We start from the raw sequence: 19,070 nt of genomic DNA, 5'->3' as shown, positions 1-19,070 counted from the left end.
CCTTGGTCTTAACTAGGTTCTATTAGCGTTTCACCGCTTCAAGTTTCCAGATATTGTTCACGTAGTCTCGGATTGAGCGGTCTGACGTGAACTTGCCAACAAGGGCGGTATTAAGAATGGCCTTCTTCGCCCAGCCAGCTTGATCTTTATATTGTTCGCTCATGTCTTCGTGCGCTTTCACATACGATGCGAAGTCCGCAAGACATAGGTATGGGTCACCGCCATCCAGCAGGCTATCGTACGTTGCACGTAGTAGGCCCGGTTGACCTGGAGTGAATTCTTCACCCAGTAGTAGGTCCATGGACGCTTTGAGTAGGTGATCCGCGTTGTAGTAGTCAAATGGGTTATAACCTTGAGCTTTTAGCGCTTTCACACCTTCAACGTCTAGACCGAAGATGTAGATGTTCTCATCGCCCACTTCTTCACGAATTTCAACGTTCGCACCATCCATCGTACCGATAGTTAGGGCACCGTTTAGCGCCATCTTCATGTTACCTGTACCTGATGCTTCTTTACCCGCTAGCGAGATTTGTTGAGAAACGTCAGCCGCAGGGATAATGATTTCAGCCATGCTCACGCGGTAGTCAGGGATGAATACCACTTTCAGCTTGTTACCGATGCGAGGATCGTTGTTCACCTTGTCTGCAATCTTGTTGATTGCGAAGATGATTTCTTTCGCTAGGTGGTAACCCGGTGCTGCTTTTGCTGCGAAGAACACAACGCGTGGCGTACACTCAAAACCTGGTTCATTAAGAATACGGTGGTACAGAGACAGTACGTGTAGCAAGTCTAGATGCTGACGTTTGTACTCGTGCAGACGCTTGATTTGAACATCGAAGATTGCATTAGTATCGAGCTCGATACCCATGTTCTCTTTCACCCAAGTTGCTAGGCGTTCTTTGTTCTCTTTCTTCACTGCCATGAATTCTTTTTGGAATGTCGCGTCAGTAGCGTACTTCGCAATACCTTCAAGTTGCTCTAGTTTCGCTGGCCATTCTGGGCCGACTTTCTCAGTGATAAGCTGAGACAGACCTGGGTTACAGAACTTCAACCAGCGACGTGGCGTAATACCGTTCGTTACGTTGTGTAGACGTGTCGGGTACATTTCGTGGAACTCTGGGAATAGGTCTTTCTTAACCAATTCAGAGTGAAGTGCTGCTACACCGTTTACTGCGTAAGAGCCGATTACACATAGGTTTGCCATGCGAACCATGCGGTGGAAACCTTCTTCGATGATAGAAAGCTTCTGTTGCTTCGCGACATCACCCGGCCACATTGCACGTACGTCTTGTAGGAAGCGGTGGTTGATCTCGTAAATGATCTCCATGTGACGTGGTAGCAGGTGCTGGATTAGCGACTCTGGCCATGTCTCTAGTGCTTCTGGAAGTAGCGTGTGGTTGGTGTACGCAAATGTCTTAGAGCTGATTTCCCAAGCCGCTTCCCAAGTTAAACCTTTTTCATCCATCAGGATGCGCATTAGTTCAGGAATCGCAATCGTTGGGTGTGTATCGTTAAGCTGGATAGTCTCTTGCTTAGGTAGATCCGCTAGCGAGTAGCCCGCAGCTTCGTGGCGACGTAGGATGTCACGTACAGACGCTGCTGAGTGGAAGTACTGCTGCATTAGACGCAGTGTTTTACCTTTCTCGTGGTTGTCGTTCGGGTAAAGCACTTTAGTGATGTTACCTGCGTCGATCAGTGCGTGCTGAGCTTCGAAGTAATCACCATTGTTAAAGCTTGCTAGTGAGAATGGTGCAATCGCCTGACATTCCCAAAGACGTAGCGGGTAAACCGTGTCTGATTCGTAACCCACAATTGGAAGATCCCAAGGCATTGCTCTTACTGTCATGCCTGGTACCCATTTGCGAACTTCTTTACCGTTCTCGTTAATCACTTCAACGTGACCGTAGAAGCCGATCTCTTGCGCAAGTTCTGGACGCGCAATTTCCCAAGGGTAGCCTTCTACACCGCGCCATGCGTCAGGTGCTTCTTGCTGGCGACCATCTTTGAATGACTGTTTAAATAGACCGTATTCGTAATGTAAACCATAGCCGACAGTTGGGAATTCTTGTGCCGCACATGAATCCATGAAACACGCAGCCAGACGACCAAGGCCACCGTTACCCAATGATGGGTCGCGCTCTTCTTCTAGCAGATCAGTTAGGTTGTAACCTAGTTCAGCCATTGCTTCTGTTACTTGTTCGTACAGACCCATGCTGATTAGGTTGTTACCAGTCAAACGACCGATAAGGAATTCTAGCGAAAGGTAGTTAACGCTCTTCGCACTTTTAATGCGTGGATCTTCTTCTGTCGCAAGCAAATCTAGAGTAGTAAATTCAGCCAGAGCATGCCCCATTGCTAGGTACCATGCGCGGCTGTCTGCGTTTTCAATCGTATGAGCGTAAGTTACAGATAGGTGTTTCTTTACGCTTTCTTGGAACGACTTCTTGTCAAATTGTTTTTGTTGAGTAGGTTTCATTACGAAATTCTCACGTCTTTTGGTAATTCATCTGCCATACATCGTGCATTTACCTCTGTGAATAAACATCCTCCTAATTCTCATCCTTTGAAGGAGGAGGGCTGAGGGCGTAGAGGGGGTACCATTGCTAGGTTAGTGATCCAAATCTCAACAAAGTGAACTTTGCACCAGTTCTTAGTGATTTTGATCACAATGGAATGTGAGAAAGGTTAAAACCCGTTCATGACGCTTTTTATAGTCCACTCATCTGATGATGTGAAAATTGTAATATCGGTCACATTAACTCGGTCAGCGTAGAAGAACTTTTCGTAATCTATGTGCAACGCGATCTTAACGCTAACGAAACAAACGATATTTAAGTGACGACAATCACAAATAAAGGGCGTAGTTGATGGTAAATCCATCAACCCTTGAGAATTAGGAAGTGGATCAAAGTAACGAACATTTCTGATGTCGTAACATCCCACTCAGCTCACAGGATTGTACGCTTTTTATACAAACTAGAATTAGGCGATGTGAGTTATTTCTAGTTTTCGCTAGCTTTTATATCTAAGTGACCGTATGGAATGGTTTTTCAGACGGACGCAAGCCCCAACAGTAGCGACATTATCCGGCATTCAAACAGTGTTTTTGATGCTGATGACATCATTCAGTAAGACGGCTTTCAAGGGGGCTTTACTAGAATGATCACGTTGCTGTCATTTGGGTATACATAAATAAGGACATAACTACTAATGTGGATTCCATCTAAGCTTACTCGACCAGGACGCCTGCACAATGCCATCGTGCGCCCACGAGTGTTGGACTTACTACAGCAAGCGCCTTACTACAAATTGGTTTTATTCCGCTCCCCAGCAGGTTACGGAAAAACAACAATGGCAGCGCAGTGGCTATCCGATAAGCCAAACGTCGGTTGGTACAGCATTGATGACAGCGATAACGACGGCTTTCGCTTTGTAAACTATCTGCTTCAAGCATTAAACAAAGCCACCAACTTCAGTTGCGCTAACGCACAAAAACTGGCGGAAAAACGTCAGATCTCGTCTTTACGCTCCCTATTTAGCGAAGTATTCGCTGAAATGGCTGACTTTCATCAAGAGTGCTACGTGGTACTTGATGACTACCATTTAATCACGAATGATGAAATCCATGAATCCATGCGTTTCTTCTTAAAGCACATGCCAGACAACCTCACCGTTGTGGTAACCAGTCGTGCAGCGCCGCCTCTGGGCACTGCAAACTTACGTGTTCGTGATTTAATGATCGAAATCGGCAACGAGATGTTGGCGTTCGATACCGAAGAAACGACTCGCTTCTTTAATCAGCGTATTGCCGATGGCATCGACGAAGACATGGCAAACAGCCTCAGAACCTATGTTGAAGGTTGGCCATCGGCGATGCAGTTGATCGCATTACAAGCCCAACATCAAAACCGCACATTGGCACAAACTGTAGAGTCGGTATCGCAGTTCAATCACGCGCACTTGTGGGATTACTTGGTCGAAGAAGTGTTTGACTTACTCGATCACGAAACTCGTCACTTTTTAATGCAAGTATCCGTGCTTGACCACTTCAATGATGAGCTAGTGTTTGCCCTTACCCAACGCGAAGATGCACTGGGAATGATTGAATCGCTTAACCGTTACGGCTTATTCATTTATCCGCTCGAAGGGGAACAGAACTGGTTCCGGTTCCATAACTTATTTGGCGAGTTTTTGTCTCATGAGCGCCAAGCTCGTATTCCTCAGCAAGAAAAAGATCTCCACCGCAATGCTGCTATCGCTTGGTTACAACAAAAAGCACCACACCAAGCGATTCATCATGCACAAAAATCGAATGATAAGGACTTAGTGGTAGAGATCCTAAACGAATTCGGCTGGAAGATGTTTAACCAAGGCGAACTCAGCACACTGGAAAGCTCAATTAACAAGTTGGACGATGATCTGTTGTTCAGCCACCCAAAACTTACGATGCTCCGAGCATGGTTGGCTCAAAGTCAGCATCGTTATAACCAAGTGGGCCACCTGCTTGAAGAAGCGGAAGAGGAACACAAAAAGCGTAACATTGCGTTAGATATTCATTATCAAGGTCAAGCAAACGCGTTGCTTGCTCAAGTGGCTATCAACAGTAACCAACCAGAAAAAGCTCTCGAATTAGCGGAGCTAGCGCTTAGCCAACTTGATAACACTATTTACCGTAGCCGAATTGTGGCGACTTCGGTTGTTGGTGAAGTTAACCACGTGCTAGGTAAACTAGACCGTGCTTTGCCGATGATGCAACAAACTGAAAAGCTAGCTCGTCAGTATCAGGTATATCACCAAGCGTTATGGGCAATATTGCAGCAAAGCGAGATTTTAATTGCACAAGGTTACGTGCAAGCGGCCTTTGAACTACAAGATTCCGCATTCCGTCTGATTGAAGATCAGCAGCTTCAGCATGTTCCTCTTCATGAATTTTTGCTGCGTATTCGCGCGCAAGTACTTTGGTGCTGGAACCGACTTGATGAAGCGGAAGAATGCGCGTACAAAGGTCTGCAAATTCTCGAAAACCATTCACCAAGCAAGCACTTACATAGCTATTCGATGTTGGCGCGTATTGCGATTGGACGCGGTGAATTAGACAAAGCCGGTAAATTCATTGAGCACATCCAACACTTGATGAAACAGTCGACTTACCACGTAGATTGGACTGCAAACGCTTCACTATCGTTGATTCTATTTTGGCAAGCGCGCGGGAATACCGATGCAATGCAAGAATGGCTCAACACTGCGGTTCGTCCTGAATCGGCATGCAACCACTTTTCTCAATTGCAATGGCGTAACATTGCCCGCGCCCACATTAACTTAGGCCAATATACCGACGCTCGTGCTGCGTTAGATTTCCTCCAAGGTGAAGCTCGTCGCACTAACCTAATCACAGATACTAATCGCAACTTAGTGGTTGAAGCGGTCCTTTCTGCTCGCCAAAAAGATGAGGAGCAAGCCAAGGCTCTGTTAAAAGAAGCATTAGTAATGACGAACCAAACTGGCATGGTCGGAAACTTCCTGATTGATGGTGCAACCATTGGCGGTCTGCTGGAGAAGTTGAGCCTCCGCCATGAACTGGGCGATCTTGAGCGTCACCGTGCTCAACAGTTAATGAAGGACATTTCATCGAATCAACGTAGCCGGTCGATTCACTTTGATGAAGACTTTATTGAAAAGTTGGTGAATCACCCTAATGTGCCAGAGCTAGTACGTACCAGCCCATTAACACAACGCGAATGGCAGGTTCTGGGGCTGATTTATTCAGGCTTTAGTAACGAGCAAATCGCACAAGAGCTGGATGTGGCAGGTACGACAATTAAAACCCACATTCGCAACCTGTACCAAAAGCTTAATATTGCTAATCGTAAAGAAGCCATTGTGACAGCTGAAAATTTGCTGCAGTTGATGGGATACTGAACTGCTCGATAAACGGGTTAAAACGTAAAGTAAAACACAAGGGTTGGCGTAACACGTCAGCCCTTTTTTATGACTGACAGTAAGAGAAGTGCAATTTGCAAAGCACGTAAGTAACGTTGTTCATATAAAAAAATAGCCAACCGCAATAATCGCGATTGGCTTATATTTAGTGTGAACAAATTGTATTCACTAACAACGTCAGTTGGCTAGGTGACCCTCGGCTTAAGAAGGGTCGAGTAGTATTATGCATTAATCATGCCAAAATGCAAAGACTTATTTTTGGGCACAAGATCTCATATAAGCTGGATTTATTCACGCGCAAATTATCAAAATGCAATTTGATAATGCAAATTGCAATTGCACAATGCAACCAAGATTGATAATTGATAGTAGAGTTAATCATCTCAAAAATGTAAACCAAGCATTAAAAGCTCGTTACGGCGGCATTGTCTCTTGGCGGGTAATAAAGATAGGCAATAGATTGGATATAAAACCAAGTAGTTACAGCACTATTTCATACTTTTTTCATCGCAATGTTTGTATACTCTCTGCCATCGAAACGACTTAGCATTAGAGCAATGAACTACTTAATTACTTTCTTCAAGGGAATCGCCATGGGTGCAGCAGATGTTGTACCTGGTGTATCTGGCGGCACCATCGCGTTTATCACTGGTATTTACGATACGCTGCTTGAAAGCATTCGACGCATTAACCCCTCACTTTTCTCTATCTGGCGAAAAGAAGGGGTTAAAGCCGCGTTTAATCACATCAACGGATTCTTCCTTATCGCTCTGTTTGCCGGCATTTTCACCAGTATTGCAACGCTAGCAAAGTTGATTACTTGGCTTCTTGACACACACCCGATCCCACTTTGGTCATTTTTCTTTGGTCTGATTTTGGTCTCTGTGTATCACATTATTCGTCAGGTTGAGCAACGCGATCTTGTCCGCTTTGTCATTCTGCTCGTTGGTGTCGGGTTTGCTTATAGTATTACTGTGCTCAAACCTTTACACATGGAACCAACGGCCATTAACACCTTATTCGCTGGAGCTATCGCGATTTGTGCGATGATCTTGCCGGGTATCTCTGGCAGTTTTATTTTGCTGCTGATTGGCATGTATGCTCCTGTATTAGCCGCAGTGAAAGGTTTTCAAGTCGATACATTAGCGCTATTTTTGTCTGGCTGCGTGATCGGTTTACTGTCCTTCTCTCACTTATTGTCGTGGTTACTACGCAAGTTCCGTGATTTCACCCTGATGTTTTTGACTGGATTAATGATTGGTACGTTGCCAAAGATTTGGCCATGGAAAGAAACCATCACTTGGCGCACCAATTCGAAGGGCGAACAAGTGCCATTGCTACAGCACAACCTATCACCATTTGAATTTGAACACGTGACATCACAACCTTCTCAGTTAGTACTTGCTGTCGTAATGATGCTTGCAGCCATTGCTCTGGTTTTGGGTCTAGAGAAATTCGCAGATTCAGATAAATAACTTTGGTATCAAACACATACTGAACCAAATAAAAACGGAGCCAATTGGCTCCGTTTTTATCTATTGGCTAAGGGCAAAAACATCTCAATTGAAAACTCTGCTGTATTTGATGCAATAACGTCCGTCGCGTTACTAAGAAGCTGGTCACCGAGGTATAACGCACAATTTACCGAGGTCACGAGTTGGCGAGCGGCGCATCTGTGCTACGATGCTCGTAATGTTAAGTGATAAATGCTGAACCTTAATGAAACTGTTACAAATCGCCGCTGTTTCAGCCGCATTAGTTGCGGGATTTTATGCCCCGACTCTAATAAAAAGCTTTTCTTCTTCCACTCAAAGCAAGTCAATAGATGAATACTGCTTTCTCTCTACAACCTCTTGCGTCCAAGAAAATGTTACGATGACGCTAAACTCAGAAACTGCTCAACCCTTGGTTCCTACCACTCTAAATGTTGAGTGGCATACAAGCGATGCTAAGCAACTCATCCTAAGTCTTTCAGGAAGAGAAATGGAGATGGGTGAGCCTAAGTTTTTACTGAAGCAAATCGCTCCTGGCCAATATCAAGGTGACATCATTCTCCCGGTTTGCACGGAGGATGCAATGACTTGGGTTGGTGAACTCAGTGATGGAGAGAATACCGTTTACCCTGCTATAAAAATGCAAAGATAAGGAATCGTTATGAGCCGCAATTGGTCCCTATTTCTCGTAGCTGCTTTCGCACTCGGATTTGGCGTAAAGAGCTATTTAGATAATCAGAAAACGAAGCCAGAGCAAGTGGACAGTTCTACCTCTCAACAAACGGTATTGTTTGGGGAAAATAACCAAGCCGTCAATATCTTCGATGTGAATGACCCTCGCATCCGAGTCGTCTATTTTGGCTTTACTCGCTGCCCAGACGTTTGCCCAACTTCTCTTGCAATGCTGGCAGGAGCACTGAATCAAATTGACGACGCGCAAAAAGCACAACTACGCCCGATGTTCATTTCTTTAGACCCAGAGCGTGATGAGGCCGATGCATCAGCAAAATATGCCCATTACTTCCATCCAATGATTGAAGGCCTATCGGCACCACTTGATGTAACGACACCTTTGGCACACAACTATGGTGTCATTTTCCGCAAGACAGAATTGGAAGGCTCGGAACTAAAGTACACGCTGGATCATAGCTCTTACTTTTACTTCTTGAAGCCGGATGGCACGTTAATCACTAAAGTACCGCATACGCTCTCGCCGGCACCGATTGTTGAAGCCATTTCAAAACTAACGACCGAAGGCTCTTCAAATGACGGTTAAGTCAGTGCTGAAGCAATTTTTCAATTTCCTAACTCATACCAACCCCAATGTCGAACAAGACGTCGATACGATCATTGACGCCATTGGGGGCATAGAAAACCTGCTAGAAACTGGTGCATGTGCGACTCGGCTGCGTCTTACCCTCAGAGCGACGTCCGTCATCGATAAGAACGCACTCAAAAATCATGGCGCGCATGGCGTCGTGATATTGGATGATCGTCATATCCAAATCATATACGGCTTAAAAGCCAACACGTATTCGCAGATTATGGAAGAGCGCATCACAAAACAAAGTTAATATTTTTGCAGTATAGCTACCCTCTTTAAAAAAGGGCAGCTATACTCTTTTGGCTTAATTAACTCACTTATTTATTAACCAACGAAGAGGACACAAGATGATTGTATTGAATAACACTAACTGGGCATCGCAAGGGTAACCCTAACAGCACCAACTCTGTGGCATAACCACAACTCCCCTTCTCTGCCCGGTCTTCACCGGGGTCAACTCTATCCGAATTAGACCCTAATGCGATTTGTATTAAGGCGCTTTGTTGCGTCAGGGATAATTCAATAATGAATCAAACACATACTTTTTGTGACACATTAGTTTCAACTTCAAACCCTCTAAAACAATTGGGTTGGAAACCATTTTTTCAGCAACAACTGACATTAGACGATTACGACAACACTATTTTTGCTCGTGTAATTGCGCATCACCGAAGTGGTTATTTATTGGCAACAGAAACTGGGCAAGTTCATCTTAATGCCCACCATTCTTTACCCAATATGACCGTCGGAGACTGGGTAATCTTAAATGAAGATCAGCAATTTGTTCGCTTACTGGATCGCTTGAGCCTCTTTAGCCGCAAAGCCGCTGGCAGCAAAGTGGCAGAGCAACTCATCGCAGCCAATGTGGATACAGTGTTTATCGTCTGTTCCCTTAACGACGACTTCAATTTAAGTCGTATTGAACGTTATCTTGCCTTGGCTCATGAAGCCGAAGTCGAACCCGTCATCGTGCTTTCCAAAGCCGATTTGTGTGACAATACTGATGAACTAAAAAGCCAAGTACAGAAGCTCGACCCTCTATTAGCTATAGAGACAGTCAACGGCTTAGAAATAGAGAGTGCTTCTAAACTCATGACCTGGTGCAAAGAAGGACAAACCCTCGCTTTTATCGGTTCTTCAGGCGTTGGCAAATCAACTCTTGTTAATGCATTACTCGGGCAACAAGAACAGGCAACTGGGCATATTCGTGAAGACGATAGCAAAGGGCGACATACAACTACATCGCGCTCTATCCATCTATTACCTGATGGCGGCATCTTGATTGATACTCCGGGAATGCGCGAGCTTCAACTAGCAGATTGTGAATCGGGGGTCAGTGAGGCATTTTCTGACATTGAGGCTCTCGCTCAGCGTTGTCGCTTTGGTGATTGCCAGCATCAAACTGAGCCGGGTTGCGCAGTTCAAACTGCGATTGAAAATGGCAAACTGGAAGTTCGTCGTTTCAATAACTATCAAAAACTATTGCGAGAACAAGCCTTTAACGGTGCGACTTTGGCAGAGCAACGAGCTCAAAGTCGACAGTTCGGGAAACTCACTCGAAATGCCATGAGTGATAAGCGCAGGCGCCAACAAAGTTATTAATTTGTTGCGTTTGAGTTGTCAATAAAATCAAAGGAGACGAAAGTCTCCTTTTTAACAACTTTATTAAAAACCATTACTCATAACTAATGATAATTTTCAACATAAAAATCTTATTTAAATAACATTGAGCAAACATTTAATCCAAAAACAAACTAAAACTAGACACAAAATATTACCAAGCTAAGATATGTGATATTCAGCAAGAAAATGGCTGAATTTATAAAAACAGGATAATTGATAATCATGTGTCTTAGTGACCAGAAGCAATGCTCACCCCTTGCAATATAAGGGCATTATCGCCGTGTAATGATGGACTATTGCCCTGCCACTCTGGCATAAAATTGCAGGAATGATGTATGCAACACAACAGCCTCGTTGCCCGATATGCTCGTGGTAACCTCGTCGTCCAGATCCTTGTCGGTATCGTCTTTGGTATTTTGCTCGCGACAATTTCTCCAAGCCATGCCGAAAGCGCGGGATTAATTGGTAGCCTTTTTGTCGGTGCGCTTAAAGCGATCGCGCCAATTCTTGTGTTTATTTTGGTTGCCGCTTCAATTGCAAACCAAAAGAAAAACCAACACACTTACATGCGCCCAATCGTTGTACTGTACCTGATGGGTACATTCTTCGCGGCGCTATCAGCAGTGGTTCTAAGCTTCCTTTTCCCGACCAATTTAACGCTTGTCACCGGCGCTGAAGGTGCAACGCCTCCTCAAGGTATTGCTGAAATTCTACGCACATTGTTGTTTAAACTGGTCGACAACCCAGTAAATGCACTAGTAGAAGCAAACTACATCGGCATTCTTGCTTGGGGTGTGGGTCTGGGTCTTGCACTACACCACGCATCGGCGACAACGAAGGCCGTATTTGAAGATCTAAGCCACAGCGTGTCTCACATTGTGCGCTTTATCATTCGTCTTGCACCATTTGGTATTTTTGGCTTGGTTGCTTCAACGTTTGCGACAACGGGCTTTAGCGCACTAGCAAGCTACGCACACCTTCTGGCGGTTCTTCTTGGCGCAATGATGATCATCGCACTCGTTGTAAACCCAGCGATCGTGTTCGTTAAAACCAAACAAAACCCTTACCCACTTGTATTCCGTTGTCTACGTGAAAGTGGTGTAACTGCGTTCTTCACTCGTTCAAGTGCGGCGAATATTCCAGTAAATATGGCACTATGTGAGAAACTAAAACTGGACGAGGATACATACTCAGTATCTATCCCTCTAGGTGCGACCATCAACATGGCTGGTGCTGCAATCACTATCACAACGCTAACGCTTGCAGCTGTGCACACTATGGGTATCGAAGTTGATCTACTGACTGCGCTACTTCTAAGTATTGTAGCTGCGGTTTCTGCATGCGGCGCATCAGGTGTTGCAGGTGGCTCTCTACTACTTATCCCACTTGCGTGTGGCCTGTTTGGTATCTCAAACGACGTAGCAATGCAGGTTGTAGCGGTTGGCTTCATTATCGGTGTGATTCAAGACTCTGCAGAAACTGCGCTAAACAGCTCAACAGACGTTGTCTTTACGGCAGCAGTTTGTAAATCAGAGCAGCAAAAAGCTCAGTAAGACTGACAGAACAAAGAGAAAGGGGAGCCGATGATGGCTCCCCTTTTTTGTTTAATTGCGCTCAATTACGCGGTGACCAAAGCCACCTCTTCAATTGAGAAATGCTTACTTGGCTCAACAAACTCTTGCTGCGCTGCGATGGTTTGCAGTTCCCATTCGCCTGCATGGTAAGTGGCGCTTAACACCCCGTAACACGCGTCGTGACAATGTTGGAAAGCTTGTTTAGGAGACCAACCTTTCAGCAATCCTGAAGTGAAGATCGCCGAGATAAGGTCGCCCACGCCAACAGGTTGTTTAGCAAACTCAAATTGAGGACGCTTCGCAAGGTAAATGCCTTCTTGCGTAGCCAGTAGCATGTTAAAGCTGCCATTTTCTAGGCAGTAAAGGTGCTTAACTAGCACAACTTTTGGACCTTTCTCTAGCGCACGTTGGCATGCGGTGATCGCATCGTCTAGTGAGTGGATTTCCATCTCAGCAAATTGACTTAGCTCGAATTGGTTCGGAACGATCACGTCCGCCATTGGCATCAAACGCGTTAGAAGATTTTCAGCAATGCCCGGAGCCACAATGCAGCCTTTGTCTGGCGCGCCCATCACAGGGTCGCAAACGTAAAGTGCGTTCGGGTTCGCTTGCTTCACTTTCGTCACGGTATCTTCAACAGCAAGGCACTGCTCTGCGCTACCTTGGTAGCCCGTCAATACCGCTTGGCACTTTTCCAGCACGCCGATGTTACCAAGTCCACGAACTAACTCGCTGATGTCTTCAGCCGCAAACGCTCGCCCAGTCCAGCCTTCTTGATACTGCGTGTGGTTAGAAAATTGAACGGTATGAATCGGCCATACTTCGAAACCCATGCGTTGCATTGGGAAAACGGCACTGCTGTTACCAGCATGACCAAAAGAAACATGAGATTGTATAGAGAGGATACCTTGCATAGTACCTTACCTCTTATTGTAGTTATCGATAGTTCAAAGACAGCGGCAAGCGCCAGTTTTGCGAAACCAGTAGTGTATCCGACAAACCAAGATTCTCTAACTCAATTCTCCTCAATATCTTCAGAGTAAGTTGGCGCGCTGGTTTTCAACACCATCTTCTTAATTTCCATTTTGTCTTTATTCAGTGCGATTTCTAGGGTATCTCCTTCCCTTATCCCGAGCTGAGCCAGGATTGCGCTTGGAATGACTACGGCGGTATCGCCACCGATTTTAACAGGTTGACTTATCATCTTTCGTCCTCCAAATGTCGAAAATGAGTTTTCACGTCATTGGATGTCTAGCCTCAAATGCATTGAGCTGACTTGGATTGGCGTAACATTTTAAAGACAAAAGAAAAGCCTCAATCTTGAGGCTTCTGGATAAGATAGGTTATGGCTGAAGGAAGTTTTGAGTGAAATCGAGCGCATCTTTAGAGAGTTTTTTTTCGTTGGGCGATGTGCTTGCCTGACCTTCTGCTGTTACCGTTGTCATGTTAGGCTGAAAATCTAGTGTTGATGCCTCCTCCCAAGCTTCGGAGGCGTCTTTATTCTCATCATTCAACACCGCATTGAGCTCCTCTTCCGCAGGAAAATACGCTTCGCGTTTGTACACTTTGTTAAGGGCTCGAATAATAGAGTGCTTTCTCACCATTCCTGAGGCCAGCTTTCTTTGCAACGGCTTCGCTATGGACTGCAATCCAACGACAACATCAACACCAATATTGGTTGCCACTTCATCACGTAACGTACGCGCAGGTTGGTAGCCCATATTGGCAGCAAGAAACAGCCAAACGTAAGCAATTGCATTACCCGTTTTACCTTTATCCTTCCACGCTTCGCCAGCATGATACATCGCTTTAGCACTGCCACCTTCCGCGGCCCGTTCCAGCCAGTAGCAACCTTTAACCATGCTTTTTTCTGTACCAATGCCATTTAGGTAACATAAGCCGACTTGGATCTTGCCATCTGCACTGTCTTTTTCCGCCGCTTTCATAAACCAGTAAAGCGCATCTGCACTGCGTCCTGCACTATTGTCTGGTGAAAGCTGCCATTCCCCCATATAAATCATGGCATCAATGCAGCCTTCTTCGGCGGCAGTTTCAATCAGTTGGTTACCTTTTGGGATATTTTTTTCAGTTCCTCGACCAAAGACCAAGGCCTTGCCCGTCGAAAATTTCGCTTCGGTATCCCCTTCCATTCCCGCAATTGCGGTACGCCAGAAGTTTGCCTGCTCTTTTAAAATCACATCTTCGCGCATGCGTTCACTTAAGCGAACAATGCCGTACATCCCCGTCACATTGTCCAGTTTAGCGGCTTTATCATACCAATACAGCGCTTGACGAATGTTGTCCTTTTCGGCTTCTTTCGCTAGAAATAAAATGGTGGGGATATGCCCGGTTTCTGCTTTGAACTCTCGCTCTTTACGCTCTTGCTCTCGCGCTTTATGCATCGCCTTTCGATAAGCGGCTTCGCGAGCTTTCCTCTCTGCCTCGAGTCTCTGTTTCCGCATCGACAACGAGATCATCCACACAAATATCAGGACGAGTGAAAGGCCAGTTGCCGCAATGGCAATGCCCATACTACTCATAAATAGCCTCTTTTGGTTTCAGGGCCCAATTCAACTCCCTTTCAGGGAAATCTTATGATTACGCGCCGACGTAACGCCGACTACCTTCATTATATAACGACCACTTAGCGAAAATCTGAAGCTTGCGAAGACTTAATGGCGGTATTTTATTCAACATCACTGCAACTTATTTTTAAAAGAAAAATATAGCCCTCATTTTTATAGAACTTAATCACGGTTTTGGGGCTGAGACATTCTCATCCCCTATCATCCCCCCTTACTCATCCCATAAAAATTTACATTTTAATGGTGTGCAGAATCTCTCACTATGCGCCTGTTTTATTATTTAATTTGTGAACAAAATCGACTGTGACAGAAAATTTGCACCTGTAAAAAACTTAACAGCCTGCTCTCACATTTTGCTGATGATTCAGTGTATTAGCATCTAATTGAACATTTCCTTTTTTGGCATCTGCCTTTCTAGCGTGTGCAAAACCTTCTTGATGATTGAGTCAGCGAAGGCAGCGCGCAGCTCAATATCAATTCAATAACAATGGATTTGTAAACGTGGACAATAAGACATTTAAATTATCAACAATTGCCAAAACCGTACTGCCTTTGATTTCCGTCGCGGTAATCAGCGGTTGTGGTAGTGATAGCACGAACGAAGATACGACGAACCCTGGCTCAGGCTTGTACCCTGCGGGAGAGAACGAAGTCGTCATTTATTACAAACGTGACGTAGCATCAGCTTCAACAGCAAGCGACTACGAAGGTTGGGGCTTGCACCTATGGAACGGTGAGGGCTGTACCAGCACAGATTTAGACGCAATGGGCATTCCGGGAACAGGAACGGATTGGTCTGCGCCACACCCATTCGATGGCATCAACGACACCTACGGTGCTTACTACGTACTGAAAATAAACCCTGACGCCTCTGACCCACACGAATGCATGAACTTCATTCTGCACAAAGGTGATGAGAAAGCGTTCGGCAGCGCAAACTCAAAAGTAGAGTTGACGAAAATCGGCGAATCGAAAGGTTTGTTTGGCTTCCACGGCAGCAGTGAACTTTACTACGAGCCAATAGAAGAGCGCCCTGTTGATATTGATGGTCAAAAAGCGCATTGGCTAGATGCCAACACCATCGCGTGGGAAGCGGCGGCCAATGCGGATTCCATGAAGCTGTTCTACAGCCTTAGCAATGACATCAAAATGGATGAAGATAAGCAAATCTCTGGCGGTACAGCGGTTGAGCTGACAAAAGCTGGTGAGTTGTCTGATGGTCTGAAATCACGCTTCCGTCACCTTGCTAGCCTTCAAGCTGCGGGTATCGATGTCGATGACGCGACCTTGCGTACGATCCTGAAGTCACAAATCGTTATGGTGGCTTACAACGCAAATGGTGACGTCATTTCTGCAACTGAAGTGCAAAAACCGGGCGTTTTGGATGCGGTGTTTGCCGATTCCAAGGCAGGTAACGCGATCGGTCAAGAACTCGGTGCGATTGTGGAAGGCGGTGCCGCAACCTTCAAACTATGGGCACCAACTGCCCAAGATGTTGATCTGATAATCTACGATGAAAACTTAGCAGAAGAAGCGACCGTTGCCATGACGGAAGACCCAGCAACAGGTATCTGGGTTTCTGAGGCACAAAGCAACGTTGTCAACAAATACTATCGCTACCAAGTTAAGGTATACCACCCAACAACTGGCGTCGTTGAAACGCGTTTGGTAACAGACCCATATTCAATGAGCTTGTCTAAGAACTCACGATACTCACAAGTGGTTGATTTAGATGATCCAAGCTTAATGCCTCAAGATTGGAAAAACTACGCACGCCCAACGGTTAAAAAAGACGAAGACCACGTCCTTTACGAGTCACACATTCGTGATTTCAGCTTTAACGACAGCAAAGGCACACCAAGTCTTGATGGCAAATATCTGGCGCTTACAGAACCTGAGCGTGAGTCTGTATCTCACTTACAAGCTTTAAAAGATGCTGGCCTAACAACGCTACATATCTTGCCAGCATTTGATATTGCAACCGTGGATGAAGACGCTGACCAGCGAGTCGATATCACCGACACCGTGGGTAAACTTTGTGGCATCAAGCCAGAAGCCTCCATTTGTGAGACCGAAGATGACGGCAAAGTAATTGAAGAGGTATTAAATAGCTACGACCCAACAACGGGCAAAGCACAAGCGTTGATGAACGATCTTCGCATGCTAGACAGCTTCAACTGGGGTTATGACCCTTACCACTACACCGTGCCAGAAGGCAGTTATGCGACCGATCCTAACGGGTCTAAGCGTATTCTTGAGTTCCGCGAAATGGTTCAAGCGACGCATAAAATGGATCTGAAACTGGTCATGGACGTCGTGTACAACCACACAAATGCATCTGGTGTGAACGAAAAATCAGTACTGGATAAGATTGTCCCTGGGTACTACCACCGCCTAAACGTCAACACTGGCGGCGTCGAAAACTCAACCTGTTGTGATAACACCGCAACCGAGAACTTGATGATGGGTAAACTAATGGTTGACTCATTGATGGTATGGGCGGATGACTATAAAGTCGATGGTTTCCGTTTTGACCTTATGGGCCACCAGCCGAAAGATGTGATGGTTTACGCACTTGAAAAAGTCCGTGAAATTGATCCGAATACTCTGTTCTACGGCGAAGGTTGGGACTTTGGTGAAGTCGCGCAAAACGCTCGCTTCGATCAGGCGACACAAGTCAACATGGCAGGGACAGAAATCGGTACTTTCTCTGATCGTCTGCGTGACGCAGTTCGTGGCGGAAGCCCGTTTGATGGCGGTGTAGATTCAGAAGGTAAGCACCCACTTCGCTTTAACCAAGGCTTTGGTAATGCTGCTTACCCTAACGAAGAAACCAAAACTGACGCAGAATCGGTGAATGGTCGTTTACACAACCAAGATCTGGTTCGTCTAGGTATGGCTGGTAACTTGGCTGACTACATCCTTCTTGATTACAAAGGCGAAACCAAACTGGGTAAGAACGTTGATTACAATGGTGCGCCTGCAGGCTACACAAAAGTGCCATCAGAGAACATCTCTTACGTGTCTAAGCACGACAACCAAACATTGTGGGATAACAACGCCTACAAGATTGCGACAGGCACTTCATCTGCCGAGCGTGCACGTATGCAGTCTGTGTCCCTATCAACGGTGATGCTTGGTCAAGGCATTCCATTCATCCACATGGGTTCTGAGCTATTGCGCTCTAAATCCATGCAGCGCGACTCTTACGATTCTGGTGACTGGTTCAACCGCGTCTTCTTCGACGGCAGTGACAACAACTGGAACGTAGGTCTGCCTCGTGAAGACAAAGACGGCGCAAACTGGGAGCTGATCAAGAAGATCGTTTCTGATACGACAGCGAAGCCAGATGCAACCGACATTGAGCTAACCAAACAACAATTCCTAGAACTACTAAAAATCCGTAGTTCAAGTGAACTGTTCCGCTTAGATACCGCTCAAGAAGTCATGAACCGTGTTGACTTCCGCAACGTTGGTAAAGACCAAGTGGAAGGCTTGATCGTTATGTCTATCGACGATGGTAAATCAGCAGGTGCCGATTTAGATTCGAACTACGATGCTGTCGTGGCCGTTGTGAACTCAACATCAACTGAGAAGTCTTTCAAAGTTGCTGGCGCAACTGGTTTCGAGTTACATGAAGTTCAACAAAACTCTGCGGATGACATCGTGAAAGGTGCAAGCTTCACCAATGAAACGTTCACAGTACCAGCACTGACAACAGCGGTATTCGTGCAGCCACAAAACGGCGCACAAGGTGCTGGCCTACCAGTAAACACGGATAACAAAGACGTATCGAGCATTCCTCCTTACGGCGAAACCGTTGTTTACGTGAAAGGCACGATGAACGAGTGGTCTGATAGCAGTGATTGGGCGATGACCTTTATTGGCAACGGTATGTACTCTGTAACTGGCGTTCTTGAAGCTGGTGAACACGAGTTCAAATTCGCGGACTCTGGTTGGGCAAATCCAAACATCGGTTGTGATATTGCGAATATAGCTTCTGGTTCACTAGACTTAGGTTCAGAAGGTAACTGTAAGCTGTCTGTTGCTGAAACAGGTAAGTACAACTTCACTCTGAACGCGCTGCATGTTCAAGATGAAAGCGTAGAAAAACCGGTCGTGTCAGTGACCAAATCAGCAGATGCACCAACATTCGGTGAAACAGCACTTTACTTACGTGGCACTATCACTACATGGGATGCTCCAGCACAAGACTCAACAGCGAAGTTCAGCTATGTTGCAAATGACGTTTATTCGCTAGACATTGACCTAGCGGCGGGCAACTACGAGATGAAAGTTGCGAGCGCAGACTGGGCAGCAGACACCAACTTCGGTGGCGAAGGCAGTGTTGAGCTTGGTAAAGCGCTAACGATGGAAGTCGGTGGCGGTAGTGCAAACCTGAAAATTGCGATTGCAGAAGCAGGAAATTACAACTTCCATTTCAATGCGGCTGACAAGTCAGCGCCAATCGTAACCGTCACGAAGAACTGAGTTCTCCAGTTTTCACAACATCCGTAAATACAAGGGGAAG

General features: G+C 45.7%; 12 protein-coding genes. 8 read left to right on the top strand and 4 right to left on the bottom strand.

From position 1 onward, the window contains the following. Positions 1-22 precede the first annotated feature (22 nt). On the bottom strand, positions 23-2,476 hold the full coding sequence (locus tag R8N46_RS01165; protein ID WP_053307964.1) for a glycogen/starch/alpha-glucan phosphorylase: 2,454 nt from the start codon (positions 2,474-2,476) through the stop codon (positions 23-25). A gap of 734 nt (positions 2,477-3,210) precedes the next feature. Here R8N46_RS01165 and malT point away from each other — a divergent pair. The 7 genes from malT (at position 3,211) to sstT (ending at position 11,933) form a co-directional block, all read left to right on the top strand. After that, positions 3,211-5,919, top strand: a complete 2,709-nt coding sequence (malT, locus tag R8N46_RS01160; protein WP_005374834.1) for an HTH-type transcriptional regulator MalT — start codon at positions 3,211-3,213, stop codon at positions 5,917-5,919. 578 nt (positions 5,920-6,497) lie between these two features. Beyond that, positions 6,498-7,415 carry a DUF368 domain-containing protein gene (locus R8N46_RS01155; protein WP_031778872.1) on the top strand — a complete coding sequence of 306 codons (918 nt, stop codon included), beginning with the start codon at positions 6,498-6,500 and terminating at the stop codon, positions 7,413-7,415. 244 nt (positions 7,416-7,659) lie between these two features. Then, positions 7,660-8,085, top strand: a complete 426-nt coding sequence (locus R8N46_RS01150; protein WP_025768641.1) for a hypothetical protein — start codon at positions 7,660-7,662, stop codon at positions 8,083-8,085. Positions 8,086-8,094: 9 nt separating this feature from the next. Further along, entirely contained in the window at positions 8,095-8,709 is a 615-nt protein-coding gene (locus R8N46_RS01145) for an SCO family protein (RefSeq protein ID WP_042522188.1), read from the top strand. Further along, positions 8,699-9,007 carry a PTS transporter subunit EIIB gene (locus R8N46_RS01140; RefSeq protein WP_047102409.1) on the top strand — a complete coding sequence of 103 codons (309 nt, stop codon included), beginning with the start codon at positions 8,699-8,701 and terminating at the stop codon, positions 9,005-9,007. Before R8N46_RS01145 ends, R8N46_RS01140 begins: the two co-directional genes overlap by 11 nt. A 275-nt stretch (positions 9,008-9,282) precedes the next feature. Further along, positions 9,283-10,359, top strand: coding sequence for a ribosome small subunit-dependent GTPase A (gene rsgA / locus R8N46_RS01135; RefSeq protein ID WP_151515268.1), 1,077 nt, complete (start codon positions 9,283-9,285; stop codon positions 10,357-10,359). A 356-nt stretch (positions 10,360-10,715) separates the two neighbouring features. Further along, positions 10,716-11,933, top strand: a complete 1,218-nt coding sequence (gene sstT, locus R8N46_RS01130; RefSeq protein WP_005374821.1) for a serine/threonine transporter SstT — start codon at positions 10,716-10,718, stop codon at positions 11,931-11,933. 65 nt (positions 11,934-11,998) lie between these two features. Here sstT and pdxY read toward each other — a convergent pair whose 3' ends face one another. From pdxY to R8N46_RS01115, 3 genes are all read right to left on the bottom strand, one after another. After that, positions 11,999-12,868 (bottom strand): pyridoxal kinase PdxY, encoded by an 870-nt coding sequence (gene pdxY / locus R8N46_RS01125; RefSeq protein ID WP_115386838.1) that lies wholly within the window; start codon positions 12,866-12,868, stop codon positions 11,999-12,001. A gap of 101 nt (positions 12,869-12,969) precedes the next feature. Beyond that, positions 12,970-13,158, bottom strand: a complete 189-nt coding sequence (locus R8N46_RS01120; RefSeq protein WP_115386839.1) for an AbrB/MazE/SpoVT family DNA-binding domain-containing protein — start codon at positions 13,156-13,158, stop codon at positions 12,970-12,972. Between the two features lie 139 nt (positions 13,159-13,297). Further along, entirely contained in the window at positions 13,298-14,494 is a 1,197-nt protein-coding gene (locus R8N46_RS01115; RefSeq protein WP_115386840.1) for a tetratricopeptide repeat protein, read from the bottom strand. 546 nt (positions 14,495-15,040) lie between these two features. On the opposite strand from R8N46_RS01115, the gene pulA reads away from it, so the two are divergent. After that, the gene (gene pulA, locus R8N46_RS01110) at positions 15,041-19,030 is read left to right on the top strand and encodes a pullulanase-type alpha-1,6-glucosidase (RefSeq protein ID WP_213972100.1); all 3,990 of its coding nucleotides are present in this window, start codon (positions 15,041-15,043) and stop codon (positions 19,028-19,030) included. Positions 19,031-19,070: the final 40 nt, after the last annotated feature.

Origin of the sequence: Vibrio sp. 1874, from assembly GCF_033344395.1 — a bacterium.
GTDB lineage: Bacteria > Pseudomonadota > Gammaproteobacteria > Enterobacterales > Vibrionaceae > Vibrio > Vibrio alginolyticus.
The sequence above is the reverse complement of the archived record's forward strand: the minus strand, read 5'-3'. Positions and strand labels throughout refer to the sequence as shown.

Bases quoted from the DNA above. Each gene is read 5' to 3' on its own strand.
- R8N46_RS01150 (WP_025768641.1), top strand. From the start codon at position 7,660: ATGAAACTGTTACAAATCGCCGCTGTTTCAGCCGCATTAGTTGCGGGA.
- R8N46_RS01145 (WP_042522188.1), top strand. From the start codon at position 8,095: ATGAGCCGCAATTGGTCCCTATTTCTCGTAGCTGCTTTCGCACTCGGA.
- R8N46_RS01140 (WP_047102409.1), top strand. From the start codon at position 8,699: ATGACGGTTAAGTCAGTGCTGAAGCAATTTTTCAATTTCCTAACTCAT.
- pdxY (WP_115386838.1), bottom strand. From the start codon at position 12,868: ATGCAAGGTATCCTCTCTATACAATCTCATGTTTCTTTTGGTCATGCT.
- malT (WP_005374834.1), top strand. From the start codon at position 3,211: ATGTGGATTCCATCTAAGCTTACTCGACCAGGACGCCTGCACAATGCC.
- sstT (WP_005374821.1), top strand. From the start codon at position 10,716: ATGCAACACAACAGCCTCGTTGCCCGATATGCTCGTGGTAACCTCGTC.
- R8N46_RS01155 (WP_031778872.1), top strand. From the start codon at position 6,498: ATGAACTACTTAATTACTTTCTTCAAGGGAATCGCCATGGGTGCAGCA.
- rsgA (WP_151515268.1), top strand. From the start codon at position 9,283: ATGAATCAAACACATACTTTTTGTGACACATTAGTTTCAACTTCAAAC.
- R8N46_RS01115 (WP_115386840.1), bottom strand. From the start codon at position 14,494: ATGAGTAGTATGGGCATTGCCATTGCGGCAACTGGCCTTTCACTCGTC.
- R8N46_RS01120 (WP_115386839.1), bottom strand. From the start codon at position 13,158: ATGATAAGTCAACCTGTTAAAATCGGTGGCGATACCGCCGTAGTCATT.
- R8N46_RS01165 (WP_053307964.1), bottom strand. From the start codon at position 2,476: ATGAAACCTACTCAACAAAAACAATTTGACAAGAAGTCGTTCCAAGAA.